Below are 19,804 nucleotides of genomic sequence, written 5' to 3'. Positions count from 1 at the left end.
ACCAAATATTGGTGCAAAGTCCGGCTGGGCCGGCTGCCCACGGGGCGTTTGCACCAGCTTTTAGTGCTAACGCCGGGCGTCCCCGTTAACCGGTTTCCGCCGCCGGAGTTAACGGAACGAAATGTCCGCTAAACACTGCCGTACCCCTAAAAGCTGCGAATTAACGGAACAAGTTGTCCGCTAATCGCCCGAAAACCGCCAATTCCCGGCGATTCAAGCGAATTAACGGACATCCGGTTCCGCTAATGAGCCCTTTTTCCCGGTTTCGACAAAATTAGCGGACATCCGGTTCCGCTAGCGCCAAAGCGATTAGCGTCAGTACCGGAAGCAGTAGTGACCGGCGATACCGACAGCATCGGCAGTTGCCCGCATGGACATGAGAGTTTTAGGTGCAAAGTCGGTCAAACGGCGTAAATGTGGCAGGGTTAGCAACAAATATTGGTGCTAAGGAGGAATTGTAGGCTTGAACGAATCTATGGAGCAGCCTTCGAGCTGCAAAGTGCGCTGGGGCATTCTCGGCTGCGCGGACATCGCGCTGCGTTGGGTCATACCGGCGATCCAGCAATCCGAAACCGGCGTCGTCGCAGCCATCGCAAGCCGCGATCCGCGGAAAGCGGCCGATGCCGCTCAAGCGCACGGAATCCCGATTGCGGCCGCTTCCTACGAGCAACTGATCGGGCTCGAGGAAATCGATGCGGTTTACATTCCGCTGCCAAACCATCTTCACTGCGAATGGACGGTAAAGGCGGCTCAGGCCGGAAAACATGTGCTGTGCGAAAAGCCGTTGTCGTTGAACGCCGCGCAAGCGGAGGAGATGGCGGCCGCATGCCGAAAAGCGCAGGTGCATCTGGCCGAGGCGTTCATGTACCGCCATCATCCGAGATACGAATTCTTGAAAGAGACGATTCGCTCGGGCGAAATCGGCGAAATTCGCGCTTTTCACGGTTCGTTCACCTTCGACATCAGCATGCGGAAGAACGACGTCCGGTTCCGTTCCGAGTTCGGCGGGGGAGCGTTCTACGATGACGGCTGCTATCCGGTCAGCGCGGCTCGATTTTTGCTCGGGGAAGAGCCCGAAGCGGTTACCTTCCACTCGTTCCGCTCCTCCGAGCATGACGGCGTCGACATGATGAACAGCGGACTCATGGAATTTCCGAAAGGCGTCGGGGCTACGCTCCAATTCGGTATGTGGTGCGACGGGACGAACGAAATCACAATATTGGGAAGCAAAGGCAGCATCTATGTACCGTCCGCTTTCTACTATGATCCCCCGGCCGAAACGGCCGTCGTCGTGAAGTCGGGGGGCACTACGAGGGAGGAACGCTTTCCTCCGTTAAACCATTACATGATTCAAGCCGACGATTTCGGCAGGAGCGTTCTCGAGGGGCGGCAGCCGTTATTTGGCTCGGCCGATGCCGTGAACAATATGCGCGCGCTCGAGGCTTGCATCCGTTCCGCCCGCGAGCGTTCGCGCGTGCCGGTCGAAAGCTTGAGCGCGGGGAATGAGAGCCATGGGATGTAAAGTGCTGACGCAAGAGCAGGTTGAACAATTCATGGAGCTAGGCTGGTGCAGGCTGGAATCCGCTTATTCCGAGCGCGATGCGCTTGCCGCGCAAGACGTCGTATGGCAGCGGCTGGAGTCGAGAGGCGTGTTCAAAGAAGACCGCTCAACCTGGACGCAGCCGATGGTACGTATGAACGAAAATTACGATACGCCCGAATTTCGAAGGTGCAAGACGGATCGTCTGAGAGACGCCGTTGAGGATTTGATCGGCGCGGGGAGATGGGCGCTGCGGGAGAAACCGATCGGTTGGGGCTGGTGGCCGGTCAACTTTTATTCCGGTGCCGACCGGCCGTGGGATGTACCGGTCGAAGGATGGCACGTCGACGGCATTCACCACCCTCAATTCGTGGACAGCAACGAGCAAGGTCTGCTGCTTCTGTGCCTGTTTTCGGAAATTAAACCGCGCGGAGGAGGGACGCTCGTTGCGGAAGGCTCTCATAAGGTCGTTGCTAACGTGCTTGCCGATCATCCCGAAGGCTTGTCCGTCAAGGACGTCAACCGGATGACGAAGGAGCAGCCTTGGTTCGACCGTCTGACCGGCGCCGTCCCGTTGGAACCGTCTGTAAGCAGGATCGATTTCTTTATGAACAACACGTACACGGACAGCCGTCGGGGGTATTCGCTCAAAGTCGTCGAGACGACCGGTGCGCCGGGGGATGTTATTATCGGCCATCCGTTCTTATTCCATGCCGCATCCCAGAATCATTCCGGCATTCCGCGATTTATGTGCAACAATCAAGCGCCCTTGACGGACAAAATCCTTCTCGAGCGGGAGGACGGAGATTACACGCCGTTAGAAACCAGTATCCGTAACGCACTGCGCGCACACGGAACGAAGAGTGATTAAATACATTTGGGCAGGGTGTTTCGGATGAAGATCACGATAAAAGATGTAGCCAAGGAAGCGGGCGTTTCCATCGCGACCGTCTCCCGCGTTCTGAACGGGAAGGATAAAATCAAGTCTTCCACCAGACAAAAGGTAGAGAAAGTGATAGAACGGCTGAAGTTTAAGCCCGACGTCACCGCCAGAACGATGATTATGAAGCAATCCCAAACCGTCGGTCTGATCGTTCCGCAGCTGACTAACGAATACTACGCCCAGCTTGCCGAGGCGATCGAGGAGGAGCTGTGGGAGCAGGGCTACACGCTCGTTCTATGCTTGACCTCCAGCATCAACGAGAACGGCGAGCAAAAGGAATTGGCGTCCCTCGCATCGCTCGTCGATCGAAAGGTGGACGGAATTATTTACAGCTCCTCCCGCTCGGCGTCTGAAGAAACGCTTTCTTACATTAGCGGCATTGTCGATCAGGGCATCCCGGTAGTCGCCTTCGACCAGCAAATTGCCGGTATCAGTCAAGTGAGCGGCAATCATTTGAAAGGCGCCATGGATGCGGTGAAGCATTTGATCGAGCTCGGCCACACACGCATCGCCTATCTCGGAGGCCCGCTCGTCAGCCCCGAACGGGAGCTTGGCTACCGCAACATCCATACGCTGCACGGTTTGCCGGTCGACGAAGCGCTCATTCGCCGAGGAAAGCCGGGGTTTAAATTCGGCTTCGAGGCGATTGAAAGCTTGATCGGAGCGGGCGAGCGGTTTACGGCGGTGTTTTGCGGCAACGACTTGATTGCGATGGGAGCCATCCAGGCGCTGGACCATTCCGGTAGAAAGGTTCCTCAGAATATCGCGGTGGTAGGCTATGACGACATTTCGATGGCGAGTCTCTTGAAGCCGCGGTTAACGACGATGCGTCAGCCGATTCGCCGGATGGGGGCGGCGGCCGTCGAGCTTTTGCTTGAAAACATTGCAAAAAAGAAAGCCGAACATATCCCGAAGCAGCTCGTATTTTCTTCGGAGCTGATCGTCAGAGAAACATGCGGTAAAAGGCTCCATACAGAAACGATTACGAGCCGGTAGATTGTCATGAACTAAACATTCCAGGAACATAGGAGATGGAGTATATGAAACGATTGAAAATCGGTGTCATCGGTCTGGGCGAGGTAGCGCAAATCATACATCTGCCGATTTTGCGGCAGCTGTCCGACAAATTCGAGATTGCCGCGCTTTGCGACATTTCGTCGTCCCTGCTGACTGAGATGGGAGAGCAGTACGGGGTGACGAAATTGTACACGGACGCCAAAGAGCTGACTGAGCAAGAGGATCTGGACGCCGTCTTTATTCTAAACAGCGATGAGTATCATGCGGAATGCGCTTTATGGGCTGCGGCAAACGGAAAGCATATCCTCATCGAAAAGCCGATGTGCCTCACGCCTGCGGATGCGGACGCCATAATACAGGCACGCGACGCGGCGGGCATTCAAGTGATGGTCGGCTACATGAGAAGGTTCGCTCCCGCCTTCCTTCAGGGCGTGGAAGAAGTGAAGAGCCTTCCGGCGATCCGCTATGCGAAAATTCGGGACATTATCGGCCAAAATCGGCTCATTATCGAGCAATCGAGCAACGTGAGACGGTTTAACGATATTCCGAAGGAAGCGATGGAGGACCGCTGGAAGCGGGGAGCCCGGATGGTCGAGGAGGTGCTCGGAGACGCGCCGCAGCACGTGAAAAATTCGTACCGCCTTATGTGCGGGCTGAGCAGCCACGATCTGTCCGCGATGCGGGAGTTGATCGGCGTACCGAAGCGGGTCGCATCCGCGGCACACTGGAAGGACGGGTACTATATTACCGCCACGCTCGAATATGACGGCTTCTATGCCGTGTTCGAGACGGGCGTGGACGATCAGAGACGGTTCGACGCGCATATTGAAGTGTTCGGGGATACGAAAGCGATTAAAGTCCAATATGACACGCCGTACATCCGCCATTTGCCTACAACGCTGCGCATTCAGGAAACCGTCGGCGATGCGTACAACGAATCGGTCATCCGTCCGACCTTCAAAGATCCTTACACGCATGAGGTCGAATATTTCTACGAGGTTGTCGTGAACGGCAAACAGCCGAAGACAACGCCGGAGGATTACAAGGAAGATTTGAAGCTGTTCAAAATGATCGCGGACAGCCTGATGAAGCAATATGAAACGTAGAAAACGCAGTAAGCGCGAAAAAAAGGGAGGATCGGTCATGAGCGCTTTAACGCAAGCGGAAGTGAAGCAGTATGAAGAACAGGGCTATGTGCTCTATAAAAGGCAGCTGTTTTCCGAAGAGAAGCTCGCCCGGCTGACGGATATATTTGAGGAGCATCTGGCGGAGAAGGGGAGCAAGCTGTCGGATGAGCTGGACACGCCGCATTTTCGGGACGAACGGTTGCTGGAATTTCTTCTGAGCAAGGAAGCGCTTGATGTTGTGGAGGATGTAATCGGCCCGAACATCGTGCTGTGGTCGAGCCATTTTATATGCAAGGACCCATACGTCGGGCGCATAACGCCTTGGCACGAGGACTCCGCGTATTGGAACGGACGATTCAGCAGATACGACAAGATCGTCACAATTTGGCTGGCGCTGGACCGAAGCAATAAGGAGAACGGCTGCATGAGGGTCATTCCGGGCACGCATCGGAACGGCTTCTCGGATTATGAAGCCGTCGATAAGACCGTAAACACGTTTCACGCACAAGTGAAAAATATCGACGAGTCCCAAGCGGTGTACTTCGAGCTGGAAAGAGGGGAATGCTCCTTGCACGATTCGCGCATCATTCACGGCGCTACGGCGAATACGAGTCCGTATCGCCGATGCGGGTATACGATGCGTTATATTTCCGCGGATACGAAGGTGAATCCGGAGAAAAATCCAGGGTGGAAATTTTGGCTGGCCCGGGGAGAAAACATTGCCGGCAACCCTTGCGAGAATGGATAAGCAAACGATTCGTTACTTCCATGATGGGACGGAATGCGTCTTCGATCGGACGACCGGCAGGCTGCTGCGCATTGCAAACGACTACATGACGTTACCTGTCGGAGAGCTCCTGATCGACGTCGGGATCGACGGGCATTTCGTCCTCGGCCGGCTTCGGTATCATTCGCTCGATCCGCTGCATACATGGGAGACGCCGCCGATCGTCCCGCTCATCGGGCAAGAGAATGCTTGGGAATTCACGGGCTATAACGACCGGTTGGATGCGCTGCAGATGTTCTACAAGGTTTCCGATTTGGAGGTGTCCGTTCGGTATGCGGTGATTTCCGGTACGCTGGAAATCACCGCATCGATTACAAATTTGCGGAACGAGAAGCGGCTCATAAACGGCGTCGGCTTCCTGCTCCAGCTTCAATCGAACGGAGAAACGAGCTTCGATTTTCCGGGCAATGTGCCGCATCCCGTATTCCGAAGCTCCGAGCTGCAAAGCTTTCAACCGGTCGTCGCTGGTCTGGTGAATCCGGTCATTCACTCCGAATGCGCTGACGGGCATCTCAATGTGCTGTTTCTCGACGAGGAGGAAAAATGGGGCACCGGTGTGTACGCGGATGAAGCAGGCGGTCTTTGCTATGTGAATTTGGCGGGTGTAGAGAGCTATCTTGATGTGAACGAGTCGTTTTTCTGCGGTACCTTATACGTTCAGCCGCTCGGCCGGCGTGACCGCTTTGAGCCGATTCGCGATTTGTACCGGCGCAAAGGATGGAACCCGCCTGCAAACGGTCATACGGAAGGGGTGCTGTATTCCTGCCACCCGTTCGGCACGATGGATTCCGGTTTTCCAACGGCCAGAACAATGCGTGAATTTGCCGAAGATTTACCGGCACTGAAGCGGATGGGCATCGATCACGTATGGGTGCTGCCGATCTTCGAGCATCTAAGCCGCGGGGTGTACCATCCGACCGATCAGCGGATCATCGATTCGAGATACGGAACGGACGAGGATGTCGCCTTCTTCAGCCGTAAGCTGCATGATCTCGGCATGACGCTGCTGTTCGATTACGTGCCGCACGGTCCGGAGCTTGACGATCCGATCGGTATAGAGTACAGGCGCTGGGCGGCGGTCGATCGGGATGGAAAGCCGAAGATCGAATGGAACTGCTTGTCGTTCGATATGACTAATCCGGAATACCGGGAATATACGAAGGGGCTCGTGATGGAGCATGTCGACCGCTTCGATATCGACGGCAGCCGCATCGACTGCGCGATGGGCGGGCTGTCGAACTGGAATCCCGTCACCGGCAATCGGCCCAGCAGCTCCAGCGTAAGAGGCGGGGTCTCGATATCCAAAGCAATTCGGGACGGTATTGTCGCTAAAGGGAAAAAACCGATCGTCACGCCGGAAAATTTTAACCCGCTGCCGTTCTATGCGCCCTATACCGATATTTTCTATGACTTTCCGCTGTACCGCGTATTGTTCGAGCTTGAGAACGCAGATGTGACGGAGGCGGAATATGTGTTCCGTCTCACTCGCTGGCTGCACGCGGAAATGATGAGCGCGCCGGAGCGTTACTTGAAGCTGCGGTTTTTGGGCAATCACGATACCGTCACTTGGGTGTGGCAAAAAGCGCGGGCGACCGCCGTTTACGGCATGGAAAAGGCAAAAGCGCTTTGGGTGCTGATGAGCTGCATTGACGGCATCCCGATGATTTATCAAGGGGATGAGGATGCGTCGATTTATAATGGGAACGGGCCGGATTTGAGGTCGTTTTTTACGGAGTTGTTTCAGGCGCGAAAAACATGGCTCGGAAACGAATATAATGTTACGTATCTGTTCACGGGGACGCCGATCATGGCATTTACGAGAGAGCATCTTGGAAATAGGCGGTTGATCGTTGTGAATCTTTCCTCACAGAACCGGGAATGCGCACTCGATTATGCATGGGACGAAACAGTGTTCGGACAGCCTCAGCCGGAAAGCGGCAAAATTAGGTTGGACAAATATGGTTACTCCATCTTAAAATTGCTGTAAGTGTTTTCATTCCTAACGTTCTCGCAATAATCCGGCTATTTCTAGGAGGATCTGTCGAATGCCATTAGTAGATATGCCTTTAAGCGAATTGCACAAGTATCAAGGAACTAATCCGAGACCTGACGATTTCGACCGATACTGGGAGCGGGCCGTTGCCGAGATGAAACAGACGGACCCGAAGGTGGAGCTCGTTCCGAGCGAGTTTCAAGTTCCGTTCGCGGAATGCTTCGATTTGTATTTCACCGGGGTGCGAGGCGCACGAATTCACGCGAAATATGTCCGCCCGAAGCATGCGGAAGGGAAGCATCCCGCCGTGCTTCAGTTCCACGGCTATTCCGGACATTCGGGCGATTGGGCCGACAAGCTGATCTATGCGTCTTTGGGATTTTCGATTGTCGCCATGGATTGCCGCGGTCAAGGCGGAAGCTCGGAGGATACGGGCGGCGTGAAGGGAACGACGCTGAGGGGACACATTATCCGCGGACTTGACGACGATCCGGACCAGCTGCTGTTCCGGCATATGTTCCTCGATACGGCTCAACTGGCCGGCATCGTCATGGGCTTCCCCGAGGTGGATCCGGAGCGGGTCGGCGCCATGGGCGGCTCGCAAGGCGGCGGATTGACGCTTGCATGCGCCGCGCTTGAGCCTAGAATAAAACGGCTCGCGCCGAACTACCCGTTCTTGAGCGATTACAAGCGAGTTTGGGAAATGGACCTGGCGAAGGATGCATACGACGAATTGAAGGCGTTCTTCCGTTTCCATGACCCGCAGCATAAACGGGAAGAGGAGATTTTCTACAAGCTCGGATATATCGATGTTCAGCATTTGGCCGAACGAATTCGCGGCGAGGTGATGATGGGCGTAGGGCTGATGGACACGGTTTGTCCGCCTTCTACGCAGTTTGCCGCCTATAACAAAATTCAATCGGAGAAATCGCTTGAAATTTATCCGGATTACGCGCACGAATATTTACCCGGCATGAACGATAAGACGATTCAATTCATGCTGAAGTTATAAAAGGATCCCCTCTGTATTTCCGACGCTTCGGAAATCGGAGGGTTTTTTTTACGCTTACTTTCTCCAAATCGAGAATATGTCGCCGCGCCATTGACACACGATATAAAAGCGTCAATAATATATATAAAACCAAGTAAATTAGTTGGAATTAATCGCCCAAGATGGAGAGGTAGATGGTATGGAACGGCATATCCAGTTTCAATTCGGCAAAATCAATATCGCGGCGACGCTTCATTACCCCGGCGGCGAGCTGCTGGAGAGCGGCAACCCGCGCTTGCCCGTGGTCGTCGTTTGCCACGGCTTTGCGGGGAATCGGATCGGACAGGAGCGGCTGTTTGTGAAAGCGGCCAGGGAGCTCGCCGATCAAGGGTATGTGGTGCTGCGGTTTGATTATGCCGGGTGCGGAGAGAGCACGGGGGATTATGGAGCATCAGGTCTGCAGCATATGATCGACCAAACTCGTTATGTTCTGGATTACGCGCTTGATTTGGATTTCGTCGATCCGACCCGAGTGACGCTGCTCGGACACAGCCTTGGGGGGGCGGTCGCTTTGCTGACGGCCGCAAGGGACAAGCGAGTCACTTCATTGGTGCTTTGGGCTCCTTCGGCGCATCCTTTTCAAGACATCGTTCAAATTACGGGAAAAGAAGCTTACGAAGAAGCGATTACGAGGGGCTCTTCCGAATACTTGGGCTATACGCTGCATAACGCCTTTTTCGATTCGCTGTCGGAGTTTCATCCGCTGAAAGAGGCGACTCAATTTCAAGGCGATGTATTTCTGGTGCATGGAACCGCCGACACGGCCATACCGGCCGATTATAGCTTTTTGTACCAAAAGGTGTTCTGGACAAGAATTCAAGGTCAATGCGATAAAGAAATCGTGCATCAAGCGGATCATGCGTTCTCAACCAAAGGCCATGCCAAGCACGTCATAAAAGCGACGATCGATTGGCTGGAGCGGGCAAAAAACCAGAAAGACGCTTGGTTCGGTTGGGGGATATAACATTAAGCTGCCGGAGGGCGGCTTTTTTTGTTACGCTTTATTGCGAAAACATGGTAGTTTAGTAGATATAGTTTGAACGTGCGGAAGAAGAGGTGATACGGTGATGAAGCTATCGGAAGAGGAGAGAGACTTATATAAGTCGGGCTTGGACGACAGCCAACGAGTGTATTTGGAAGAAGTGATGGCGCGGGGTAGAAGAACGGTCTTTGCAAATACGATCGCCAAACAGAAGGGGCATGCGATTACAGAGAACGCCTCTTTGGAAGAGGTCGAGCGATTGATCGATTCGTGGGTTTATGAAGGGTTCATCGATGCGGGAAAAGTGGATCCGAGGCAAACTTGCGAGTGCGGACGGGCTTTGCGATATCAGCATATCGTTAAATATAAACCGACCGGCGAGTATAAAAAATTCGGGATATCGCATCTGGAGCTGCATACCGGCATCGACGCAAAAACCGCCCACCAAATCATATCCGGCTTTAGTTTGATTGACTTCGAATTGGACGAAATATTGATGAAGCTGCAGTCCGGTTGGAGCATCGGCGAGCATGTTCCTGCCATTCCAAGCGATCTGGAAATACCCGAAGATATAATGGAGCTTATTCGATTAAATCTTCCATTGTTGGACCGGCAGCTGCTGCGGCTTAAAAAAATGATCCGGAGTTGGGAGGTCGGCCGGGTGATGAAGCAATCGGGCACAAGACGGAATCAACCGCTGCAGGGCGGCGAAGACGGGGGCCAATTGCTTTTTTCATTCGAGCAGGAGACCGCAGTTGCAGAGAAGGTAGACGCGCCTGCCGCATTGACCGATGCGCAGCAAGAAGCTATACTGGGCTATCTTTATGACGGGATCGGAAGCGCAAGAGAGCTATGCGAGCTGCTCATTAAAGAGCACGGAGCATCGCCCGATAGGCTTTCGACCGGCAAGCCCGATATTTATCCTTTGGTTTGCCGATACTTAGACATGATTTGCGGCAACGGCAAAGTGAGGCTTGCGCGTAAGGATTATCAAGACCGAATATATTCGTGGATTTGAGGGGATATCGATGGAAATCAACATATTGCAGCTGATTGAAGGGGCTAGAGAAGCGAGAGGATTGACGGTGATCATCGATGTGTTCCGTGCGTTCTCCGTCGCTTGCTATGTGTCTGCGAACGGAGTGGAAAATATGATTCCCGTCGGCCGCATCGAAGAAGCTTACCGTCTGAAAGAGGAGCATCCCGACTATATATTGATGGGAGAACGAGGCGGCGTCATCCAGCCGGGCTTTGACTACGGGAATTCGCCCAAGCATGCGGAGCATGTCGACTTCACGGGAAAAACGGTAGTCCATACGACCAGCGCCGGAACGCAAGGCATCGTGAATGCGGTCCATGCGGACGAAATCGTCACAGGCAGCTTCGTCAATGCAGGCGCGATCGTTGAATATATCCGCAGGCGAAAGCCGGAGCAGGTTTCGCTCGTTTGCATGGGCTGGAACGGTACGGAGCATGCGGATGAGGACACACTGTGCGCGGAATATATAAAGAACGCTTTGGAAGGCAAGGAAAATCGTTTTGACGAAATCGTTCGATATTTACGCGAAGAGAGCCGGACCGGCAGCTTTCTGGATGTTAGAGGGGAAGCGTCCGAGCTTTCCGCGCCGCGGGAAGATTTCGACTTGTGCTTACAATTGGACCGGTTTTCTTTCGTGCTGAAGGTCGAACGGGATGATGACGGGACGTTGAGCTTAAGAAAGATTCCGATCTTATAAAATAAGGAGGCAGGGACTCGCTTACGAGCCGGTTGCCCCCGATTGGGATATAAATCCTCTTTATACCGCACACTAGTGCAGAAGAAGGAGGGGATATCAGTGAAGGATTCGAGCTTACAATCGCAAAATCCAATTTCTCAGGCGCAAGAGTCCGTTGTCACAGCGCACCATGCAGTGAAGCAGGCGCAGACGCATCCTGCCGAGAGAATGATTGCGCAAGCGGAAAATTCGATCGAGCATGCGGAGCGATCGATCGCCCAAGCCGGAGATGCTGAGTTAGAGCCGGTTCAAAGAGCTCAGCAGGATTTGGAAGAAGACAAAAATTCGTTAAACAGCTTAAAGCAATAAAAAGGAATGCGGAGCCTGCAGTCTAGTGCGGCTCCGTTATTTTTTGTCCTTTTTTGAAAATGAGTTTTTGATGCTTTAGTGTGCCAATCGCTTTTTTTTGAATTCGTCCGAGACCGCGAGCGCAAGGCTTTCCATCTCTTATACTGATAATATATCGTGCAGCCGATGCAATAGCCAAAAATTGCGACCGTTGCGGCTAAGCCCAATACACTATAGAGGAAGCGAAAGACAAGGTGATGCATCTGCCGAACGCATCCGTCACCTTGCTTCAAGGCTATCCTTCGCAGGAAATTATTGAATACGCCGAAAACAACGGCTGCGATCTGATTGTCCTTGGCAGTAGAACATTCTCGTATTCCGATATTGGTAGTGAAATAGCAATATTTCTCAGCTGCCGCTTCCCCCGAAAACCGCACATCGATTACGAATACTGTACATTATATTTATTTTTCAACTCCGAACTTCGCAGCCGGATGATTACGAAATAAAGAGGAGCGGGTTATGTTTAAGAGATTTGAAAAAGTGTACGGGATTGATCTTGGGACGTCTAACACTGTTATTTTCGAGCGGGGAAAAGGCATTGTCCTCAGCGAGCCGTCCGTTGTCGCCTTTCATCAAGGCACCGGTGAAATACTGGCCGTCGGGGCGCAAGCGCAAGCAATGATCGGAAGAGCTCCCGATCATGTGGAAATCAGTTACCCGCTCCGCAACGGAGTGATCGCGAATTTCGATATGGCAAACAGCATGCTTAAGCAATTTATGAATAAAATTCGCAGACGCACATGGTTCGGACGTTCGCAGGTTTATATTTCCGTGCCTTGCGGCATCAGTAATGTTCAAAGACGGGCGGTGGAGGACACGATCGTCCACAGCGGCGCCAACAAAGCGATTGCGGTGGAAGAACCGGTCGCCGCCGCAGTCGGAGCGGGATTGCCGATCAACGAGCCGATCGGCCACTTGGTGCTCGATATCGGCGGCGGCAGCTGTCAAACGGCCGTATTGTCGCTCGGCGGTATCGTGGCGAGCCATACGCTTTCCCGTGCAGGCATATCCATAGACCACGACATCAAGGAATATGTAAAACGTAAACATAATTTGGAAATCGGTGAACGAACCGCCGAAGAAATTAAGAAACAGATCGGCACGGCAGACCCCAAAGCGGAGGAACGGTTTCTTGAGGTGCGTGGCCGGGCGATGGTTGACGGGCTGCCGCGCTCGATTCGGCTTTCTTCCACTGAGATCCATACGGTTGTCGATGATTTCGTTAGACTGATAATTGAGGCCATTCGCACGACGATGGAGCAAGTTCCGCCTGAGCTTGCCGGGGATGTGGTCGAGCAAGGCATTATGCTGTGCGGAGGCGGCGCATTGCTGCACGGCATCGATGAGCGGATTCGGAGAGAGGCGTTGGTTCCGGTGCACATTGCCGACCGTCCGCTGGAATGTACAGCCTTGGGTACGGGAATGATGATAGGATCATAGGGAATATGTTAGGATAGAAATCGGTCGCATATTGGGTGCGGCCGATTTTTGGTGTGCGGGCGTTTCTGCTGACGATTCGGTAAAATAGTAAAAATGGTGCGGGTTGCGTAACCTTTTGTACATAAAAAGGCACTTAGTCTATGAACACGGAAGAAAGGAGGCGAGAGGAGTGGAACGATGGGTAGAGGACGCTAAAAAAGGAAATTCGGCCGCTTTCGAACAGCTTGTGAAGCATTATCGCGGCATGGCTTTCGCTGTGGCATACCATAAGCTCAGGGATGCGTATTCGGCAGAAGACGCGGTGCAGGAATCGTTTATGGAAGCATTCGTTCATTTGCATCGGCTGCGCGAAACGAACGCGTTTCCGGGATGGTTTCGAACGATCGTCGAACGGCAATGCTATCGTATGCTTAGACGGAAGAAGCACCGGACGGTTTCCTATGATGCCGTCAGTCACGAACCATTGGAACAGGATAGCGTATCGGAAGAAATTGAGAAGAGAGAGATGCAACGCAAGCTGCTTGATTCCGTTCAATCATTGCCGTTACACCAGCGGATTGCCGTTCAGCTGTTTTATTTTCACGGTTATTCCATTAAAGAAATATCAAGCTTTTTGGGGGTTTCGGCACCCGTATTAAAGAAGCGGCTCTTTGACGCCCGTTATCGATTGAAGCACTCGCTTCCCGTTGCGGATCTCGTTTCCGTGTTCAACGATCTTAAAGAGGAGGCTGCAAGCATGCTGCATATCGTGAACGGCGATTCAGTCGGAGATAAGCTGAAGCAAGGGGGGATAGAAGGGGATATTCTCGTTTGGAGGGAAATCTATACGGTCGGACCGGTATTCGAGAACATGTCGGAAGACGCTCACCGATCGGAGAGAGCCGCCTATCTGGAGCGGGCTATGGGAATCCCGAGGGATACCTTTATGGAGTATTGCAGATCGCAAGAGCAAGTGCTCGGCGGATTCCAAAAATATCGGGAAATTGTCCTATGGTTCGAACACGACCTGTATGACCAAACAATGCTCGCTTATTTGCTGAACTGGTTTTCCGGGCAAAAGCTTGGCGACACGAAGCTCAGCTTGCTTACTATCGGGGAGTTTCCGGGAATACCGTTGTTCCGGGGACTTGGGCAGCTTACTCCTAAGCAATTAATGTCGCTATCGGGAACGTGGAAGGCGATCGGCCGCCGGGAGCTGGAGCTAGGCAGAAAAGCGTGGACAGCTTATGCATCCGAACGGCTTTCGGATCATGTCCGGCTGCTGCAGGAGGATTTATCGGCTTTGCCGTTCTTGAAGGAGGCCTTCGAAGCGCATCTGTCCAGGCTGCCTTCGCCTGCCAACGGTTTAGGGGCCATTGAGCAAGCGACATTGGAGTCGGTTGCGGCGGGTATCGTCGAGCCGTATGAGCTGTTTCGCGCGGTTGGCGACCGTTTGCATTTGTTGGGAATGGGGGACTTGGAATATTGGCATCGTATGGCGATCATGTCGGCGGAACCCGGCGCCTTGCTGCACATACAGGGGATGGAGGCGTTCCCGAGCTTTACGTCTCCCGTTCCTCCGTTTCGGAATTGTAACGTTGATTTGACGGAGCTCGGAAAGCGAGTCTTGGATGGGAAAGAAAGATGGTCGTCGGCGAAGCGAGACGAAGAACGGTTAGGCGGATTGCAAATAAAAAAGTGTGAGGGCTACTAAAGCCTCTCACACTTTTTTCTCATTTGCTTTCTCGTTCAAGCTCCTTGCGCACGATCGGCGCGACCTTCGTGCCGAGCAGCTCGATGCAGCGCATCATCAAGTCATGCGGCATCGTGCCGACATTGATGTGAAGGAAAAACCGGGTGATTCCGAGATTTTTGCGCAGCAGTAAAATTTTTTCCGCTACATATTCGGCATCCCCTACATAGAGGGCGCCTCGAAGACTGCGCGCCTGATCGTAGGCTGCCCGGCTGTAATGTCCCCAACCCCGCTCGCGCCCGAGAACGTTCATCTGGGCTTGGGTGGGAGGGAAGAACAAGTCGGCTGCTTGCTCGGTCGTTTCCCCGACAAAGCCGTGCGAATGCGTCGCGATAGGCAGCTTGCTCGGATCGTGCCCGCCCTTCACGGCCGCTTCCTTATAAAGCTCAACCAGCGGAGCGAAGTTTTCCGGCATGCCTCCGATGATGGCGAGTGCGATCGGAAGGCCGAGCAAGCCCGCCCGAACGACCGATTGCGGGGTTCCGCCGGAAGCGATCCAAACCGGCAGCGGGGTTTGCACGGCCCGAGGGTAAACGCCCAAATTGTCGATCGCGGGACGGTGTCCGCCGCGCCAGCTTACCTTCTCCGAGTCGCGAATTTTCAGCAGCAGCTCCAGCTTTTCATTAAACAGTTCGTCATAATCGTCCAAGCTGTATCCGAAAAGCGGAAACGATTCGATAAACGATCCCCTTCCCGCCATAATTTCAGCCCGCCCGTTCGAGATGCCGTCAAGGGTGGCGAAATGTTGGTACACTCGAACCGGATCGTCCGAGGACAATACCGATACGGCGCTTGTGAGCCGGATTCGTTTCGTCATGGCGGCGGCGGCAGCCAGAACGACGGCGGGAGCCGAGCTCGCGTAGTCGGCCCGATGGTGCTCGCCGACCCCATAAACGTCAAGTCCGACCTGGTCCGCCAGTACAATTTCTTCCACCGCATCGCGCAGCCGTTCGGCATGAGTAATCGCTCGTCCTGTCGCCGGGTCCGGCGTCGCTTCCAAAAATGTGCTGATTCCTATTTCCATGCTCGCAGTATGATCGGTCATCCGGATGATTCCTCCTTTATTAACTCCAGTTTACTTAGTTACGGATTATTTCACAAACGCGAGCCGGCAGCAGGAGATTTGAACCGAACCTCGTATTTATTATAAGTGTGCGTTATGTAAACGATAACTTATAAGAGGACGCTTTCATTTTAACATGCCAGGTCCATTGAGCAACATCCATACGCTCCGATCGGGAGTGCGTACGAAGCGGATTTCCAGCTATGACCGTACCGGCGGAAACGCGGACAAAATCGTGATCAAACCGGGAGAAACCGCTGAAATCGCCGTCATTTCCGGCGCTGGTATAATTAAGCACATCTGGATTACAATAAGCACCAAGGATTCGTTTATTCGCCGCAACGCTGTCATTCGCATGTATTGGGACGGCGAACAAGAGCCCAGCGTGGAATCGCCGATCGGCGACTTCTTCGGGCAGGGCTGGGGGGAAAATTACAATTTTTCCTCGATGCCGCTTGCCGCTGCGCCGGCCGAAGGACGGGCGTTGAATTGCTACTTCCCGATGCCTTTCGGAGATGGGGCGCGAATTACGGTGGAAAACCAGTCCGAAGATGAGATCGATTCCTTCTACTATTATGTCGACTATGAAGAGCACGATCGGATTCCGGATGACGCAGGCAGATTTCATGCCTGGTGGAACCGCGAAATTACCGGGGTTCATCCGGACGAGGGTGAAACGGAATGGGGCGTGATCGGGCCGCAATCTCCGAACCAGACGGATAAGCACAATTATTTATTTGCCGATATTGAAGGCAAAGGTCATTTTGTCGGCGTAAATTATTATGTCGATAATCCAGGACCGATGTGGTACGGCGAAGGCGACGACATGTTTATGGTCGACGGGGAGCCATGGCCGGGTTCTTTGCACGGTACGGGAACCGAAGACTTTTTTAACGGGGCTTGGTGCCCGAATGAAGTATTTGCGCATCCGTATTTCGGTTACGCCAAGGTTCCGAATAAGCTCGGCTGGATGGGGCGCACCCACTGCTACCGCTTTATGCTGGAGGATCCGGTTGTGTTCGAGCGCTCGCTCCGCGCCAGCATCGAGCATGGACACGATAACAGCTTGACGCTTGATCTCAGCACGGTCGCGTACTGGTATCAGTCGGAGCCGCACAAACCGTTCCCAGCGCTTCCTCCGAAGGAACAGCGCGTAAACATGCCGGAAATATCGTTTGTCGACGTACACAGATGGCGTCATGAGTGGCGCAAAGCGCGAGGGTCTTCTCCGACATTGTGGGGGAACGAATAATCGATTGCCGAGCCGCTCCGGTCAAACCGACCGGGGCGGTTTTTTTTCCGCTGCAATGATATGATAATGAGAAAGCATAGGGGGACGATTTCATGAGCACTGCCATTGATAAGATTGCGTGGCTTCATATTGTGGACGGCCGAATGTTATGCGCGCGTTCCAAGGGGAAGGATTCGTATTATATTCCTGGCGGCAAGAGGGAGCCGGGTGAAACCGATATAGAAACGCTCGTGCGGGAGACGGAAGAGGAGCTGTCCGTTCGAATCAAGCCGGAAACCGCCGTATATTTCGGAACGTTCGAAACGCAGGCGCACGGCAAATCGGAAGGGGTTCTTGTATCCATGGCTTGTTATTTTGCGGAGTATGAGGGCGAGCTGCGCCCCGCTTCCGAAATCGATGAGCTGGCATGGTTCGCCCATAAAGACAAGGAACGGGTATCTCCCGTCAGCCGGCTTGTCTTTGATCGACTGCATGCGGAAAAGCGGCTTACTTAAGAACCGGCATACGATGCGGCCGCTTTATTTATGCTTGTTTGGGACATATGTCCTTCCCAATGAAGGTGCGGTTATCTTTTAATAATAGAAAACCGTATCGGGGAGCGATAGCATGAAAGGCAGTTTATTCGCAATGTTAGGCGGGGCGTTTATAACATTGCAAGGAGTGGCCAATACGCGGATCAGCGAAAATATAGGCACCTGGCAAGCGGCGACGATTACCCAGCTGACCGGGTTTGTCGCGGCAATGCTCTTATGTTTGTTCGTACGGGACCGAAGCTTTCAACGATTGAAGCAGGTAAAACCGTTGTATTTGAGCAGCGGCGCTTTGGCGGCGGTGATCATCTTCAGCAATGTAACGGCTTTTCAGCAGATTGGGGCTACTCTAACGATTTCCGTATTGCTGATAGCGCAGTTGTGTCTCACCTTTATGATCGACACCAACGGATGGTTCGGCGTTGCGAAGCAGAAAGTGAAGCTGCCGCAGCTTATCGGGATCGGCTTCATGGTAGCAGGCGTGGCGATATTAAGGCTTTGAGACGAGATCAAAGACAGGAATGAACGGCTAATGAGAGAGATCAAGGATCGCGACCTGTTGGGTCGATATTTGCGCGACTTTCAAATCGAATCCATTTTTAACGAATCGTTATATCCGTATTTGTCGCTGTACAGCTTCAATCCGGGCGAATCCGTCTGTTCTCAAGGAGAGCGTGCCGAAACCTTGTTTGTGCTCGTTAAAGGGAAAATAAAAATATTTACTTCCTCTCCCGAAGGGAAGACGCTGATTCTCTCTTTTAAGACGCCGCTCGAGGCGATCGGCGATTTGGAATACGTACAAGACATTGACTTTATCAATACGGTTGAGGCCGTGACGCATGTCGTCATGGTCGGCATTCCGTATCGTTGGTTAAGAAAATTCGGAAGCGACTATGCGCCGCTGCTTAATTTTTTATTGGATATTATTACGCGCAAGTTTTATGTGAAATCCAACTCGATGAGCTTCAATTTGATGTATCCGGTGGAAGTGCGGGCGGCAAGCTATTTATTATCGGTCTCTTACGATCAATCGGACGATCAATTTAAAGGAAGACTGGAAACGGTCCATTTGAAAGACGCGGCGAACTTAATCGGAACGAGCTACAGGCATTTAAATCGAGTTCTTAAACGGTTCAGTAATGAAGGACTGGTTGAACGTCAAAGAGGGTTCATCCTCGTTAAGGACAAGGAAGGCTTGAGCGCATTGGCCAGTCGAAACATCTATGAGTAGATCGTAAAAAAATGGTATCGGAAGGAGAGAGGTTCGTGATCCAAGGGTTATTGTTGGCGCTGATTGCCGGATCGTTGGTCAGCCTGCAAAATATTTTTAACAGCAAAGTTAGCGAACGCGCCGGCAATTGGGCGACAACGGTGTTGGTGCTGGGATTAGGCTTCCTCGCTTCATTCGCAATCGGACTGGTTTTGGAAGGGAAACAGTTATTCGACTTGTCGAATATGCAGATTTGGTTCTGGTTCAGCGGACTGCTCGGAGTCGGGGTGGTGACCTGTATGATACAAGGGATCAGGCTGCTCGGGCCTACTTTTGGGATTTCCGTTGCACTGGCTTCTCAGCTTGTATTCGCCTTATTATGGGACTCGATCGGATTCATGGGACTTGAGCGGATTCCGTTCACGTTCCAGCAGCTCGTCGGCGTAATCGTCATTATTTGCGGCATCGTTCTTTTTAAATTTGGCGGCCAACATGACATATGGAGAAGTCTTCTTAAAAGTGCCGGACGTAATTCATAAGTTTATACGCGATGCGAAGAAAGAATGAATTCCGAACGAATGTTCTATCCTTTAAAGGATAAAGTTGGTATAATAGGGTAGTACAATTGAATCTTGGGTGGGCATGGTTTCCCTTCGAGAGGAGGTGAGGCCATGGAGTTGAAGGATGCAATCACAATGATGATATTATTTGGAAGCTTTGTCATTGCCCTTTTAACATACATCGGGAATAATTACAGAAGAAAGTAAGAACCCACCCCAAGGTTGACCGCCGAAGGTGGGTTCTGTTCTCGTTCTGACTAGGAAGGGAAAACCCGCCCAAGCCGATTGTGCAGCCGAGTGTTACCAGCACTCGGCTTATTTACTGATATGATACCACAAAGCAAATCAGAATTGAATGGAAAACTGAGTATGGTTTTCGTATTTGATATCGGAGGCACCTTTTTTTAAACTACAACTGACCAATTAACGTACAAAACTTAGTTTCAGCCTC

The 19,804-nt window shown here is 52.6% G+C and carries 21 protein-coding genes; 20 read left to right on the top strand and 1 reads right to left on the bottom strand.

What is annotated here, in order from left to right; translation table 11 throughout:
* The first annotated feature begins 475 nt into the window (after positions 1-475).
* From PT964_RS00105 to PT964_RS00040, 14 genes are all read left to right on the top strand, one after another.
* Positions 476-1,522, top strand: coding sequence for a Gfo/Idh/MocA family protein (locus PT964_RS00105; RefSeq protein ID WP_274361624.1), 1,047 nt, complete (start codon positions 476-478; stop codon positions 1,520-1,522).
* The gene (locus PT964_RS00100) at positions 1,512-2,411 is read left to right on the top strand and encodes a phytanoyl-CoA dioxygenase family protein (protein WP_274361269.1); all 900 of its coding nucleotides are present in this window, start codon (positions 1,512-1,514) and stop codon (positions 2,409-2,411) included. The genes PT964_RS00105 and PT964_RS00100 overlap by 11 nt, the downstream gene beginning before the upstream one ends.
* A gap of 24 nt (positions 2,412-2,435) precedes the next feature.
* Positions 2,436-3,479 carry a LacI family DNA-binding transcriptional regulator gene (locus PT964_RS00095; protein WP_274361268.1) on the top strand — a complete coding sequence of 348 codons (1,044 nt, stop codon included), beginning with the start codon at positions 2,436-2,438 and terminating at the stop codon, positions 3,477-3,479.
* 44 nt (positions 3,480-3,523) lie between these two features.
* The gene (locus PT964_RS00090; protein ID WP_274361267.1) at positions 3,524-4,606 is read left to right on the top strand and encodes a Gfo/Idh/MocA family protein; all 1,083 of its coding nucleotides are present in this window, start codon (positions 3,524-3,526) and stop codon (positions 4,604-4,606) included.
* Positions 4,607-4,643: 37 nt separating this feature from the next.
* On the top strand, positions 4,644-5,375 hold the full coding sequence (locus PT964_RS00085) for a phytanoyl-CoA dioxygenase family protein (RefSeq protein ID WP_274361266.1): 732 nt from the start codon (positions 4,644-4,646) through the stop codon (positions 5,373-5,375).
* On the top strand, positions 5,347-7,401 hold the full coding sequence (locus PT964_RS00080) for an alpha-amylase family glycosyl hydrolase (RefSeq protein ID WP_274361265.1): 2,055 nt from the start codon (positions 5,347-5,349) through the stop codon (positions 7,399-7,401). The genes PT964_RS00085 and PT964_RS00080 overlap by 29 nt, the downstream gene beginning before the upstream one ends.
* Before the next feature lie 58 nt (positions 7,402-7,459).
* Entirely contained in the window at positions 7,460-8,419 is a 960-nt protein-coding gene (locus PT964_RS00075; protein WP_274361264.1) for an acetylxylan esterase, read from the top strand.
* Positions 8,420-8,597: 178 nt separating this feature from the next.
* Positions 8,598-9,422 carry an alpha/beta hydrolase gene (locus tag PT964_RS00070; protein WP_274361263.1) on the top strand — a complete coding sequence of 275 codons (825 nt, stop codon included), beginning with the start codon at positions 8,598-8,600 and terminating at the stop codon, positions 9,420-9,422.
* Between the two features lie 103 nt (positions 9,423-9,525).
* Positions 9,526-10,458 (top strand): DUF3895 domain-containing protein, encoded by a 933-nt coding sequence (locus PT964_RS00065; RefSeq protein ID WP_274361623.1) that lies wholly within the window; start codon positions 9,526-9,528, stop codon positions 10,456-10,458.
* A 10-nt stretch (positions 10,459-10,468) separates the two neighbouring features.
* Positions 10,469-11,176 carry a 2-phosphosulfolactate phosphatase gene (locus PT964_RS00060; RefSeq protein WP_274361262.1) on the top strand — a complete coding sequence of 236 codons (708 nt, stop codon included), beginning with the start codon at positions 10,469-10,471 and terminating at the stop codon, positions 11,174-11,176.
* Between the two features lie 99 nt (positions 11,177-11,275).
* Positions 11,276-11,524, top strand: a complete 249-nt coding sequence (locus tag PT964_RS00055) for a hypothetical protein (protein WP_337994997.1) — start codon at positions 11,276-11,278, stop codon at positions 11,522-11,524.
* Between the two features lie 236 nt (positions 11,525-11,760).
* Positions 11,761-12,012: a universal stress protein gene (locus PT964_RS00050; protein ID WP_274361621.1), complete on the top strand. Its 252-nt coding sequence runs from the start codon at positions 11,761-11,763 to the stop codon at positions 12,010-12,012.
* A 13-nt stretch (positions 12,013-12,025) separates the two neighbouring features.
* Positions 12,026-13,006, top strand: coding sequence for a rod shape-determining protein (gene mreB, locus PT964_RS00045; protein ID WP_274361261.1), 981 nt, complete (start codon positions 12,026-12,028; stop codon positions 13,004-13,006).
* A 169-nt stretch (positions 13,007-13,175) separates the two neighbouring features.
* Complete coding sequence (locus PT964_RS00040) at positions 13,176-14,699, top strand: sigma-70 family RNA polymerase sigma factor (protein ID WP_274361260.1); 1,524 nt, start codon at positions 13,176-13,178, stop codon at positions 14,697-14,699.
* Positions 14,700-14,718: 19 nt separating this feature from the next.
* Here the strand turns inward: PT964_RS00040 and PT964_RS00035 are convergent, their stop codons facing one another.
* On the bottom strand, positions 14,719-15,762 hold the full coding sequence (locus PT964_RS00035; protein WP_274361620.1) for an LLM class flavin-dependent oxidoreductase: 1,044 nt from the start codon (positions 15,760-15,762) through the stop codon (positions 14,719-14,721).
* Between the two features lie 175 nt (positions 15,763-15,937).
* Between PT964_RS00035 and PT964_RS00030 the strand changes: the two genes are divergently transcribed.
* From PT964_RS00030 to PT964_RS00005, 6 genes are all read left to right on the top strand, one after another.
* Complete coding sequence (locus tag PT964_RS00030; RefSeq protein WP_274361259.1) at positions 15,938-17,053, top strand: glycoside hydrolase family 172 protein; 1,116 nt, start codon at positions 15,938-15,940, stop codon at positions 17,051-17,053.
* A 92-nt stretch (positions 17,054-17,145) separates the two neighbouring features.
* Positions 17,146-17,547 carry an NUDIX hydrolase gene (locus PT964_RS00025; RefSeq protein ID WP_274361258.1) on the top strand — a complete coding sequence of 134 codons (402 nt, stop codon included), beginning with the start codon at positions 17,146-17,148 and terminating at the stop codon, positions 17,545-17,547.
* A gap of 112 nt (positions 17,548-17,659) precedes the next feature.
* On the top strand, positions 17,660-18,085 hold the full coding sequence (locus PT964_RS00020) for a DMT family transporter (RefSeq protein ID WP_274361257.1): 426 nt from the start codon (positions 17,660-17,662) through the stop codon (positions 18,083-18,085).
* 30 nt (positions 18,086-18,115) lie between these two features.
* Positions 18,116-18,814 (top strand): Crp/Fnr family transcriptional regulator, encoded by a 699-nt coding sequence (locus PT964_RS00015; protein WP_274361256.1) that lies wholly within the window; start codon positions 18,116-18,118, stop codon positions 18,812-18,814.
* Between the two features lie 35 nt (positions 18,815-18,849).
* Positions 18,850-19,332 carry a DMT family transporter gene (locus PT964_RS00010; RefSeq protein ID WP_274361255.1) on the top strand — a complete coding sequence of 161 codons (483 nt, stop codon included), beginning with the start codon at positions 18,850-18,852 and terminating at the stop codon, positions 19,330-19,332.
* A gap of 132 nt (positions 19,333-19,464) precedes the next feature.
* Positions 19,465-19,560 (top strand): putative holin-like toxin, encoded by a 96-nt coding sequence (locus PT964_RS00005; RefSeq protein ID WP_337994996.1) that lies wholly within the window; start codon positions 19,465-19,467, stop codon positions 19,558-19,560.
* The last annotated feature ends 244 nt before the right edge of the window (positions 19,561-19,804 follow it).

This window comes from Paenibacillus thermotolerans (assembly GCF_028745515.1).
Taxonomy (GTDB): Bacteria; Bacillota; Bacilli; order Paenibacillales; family YIM-B00363; genus Paenibacillus_AE; species Paenibacillus_AE thermotolerans.
Note: the sequence above shows the minus strand (reverse complement) of the source record. Positions and strands in the feature narration are given on the sequence as shown.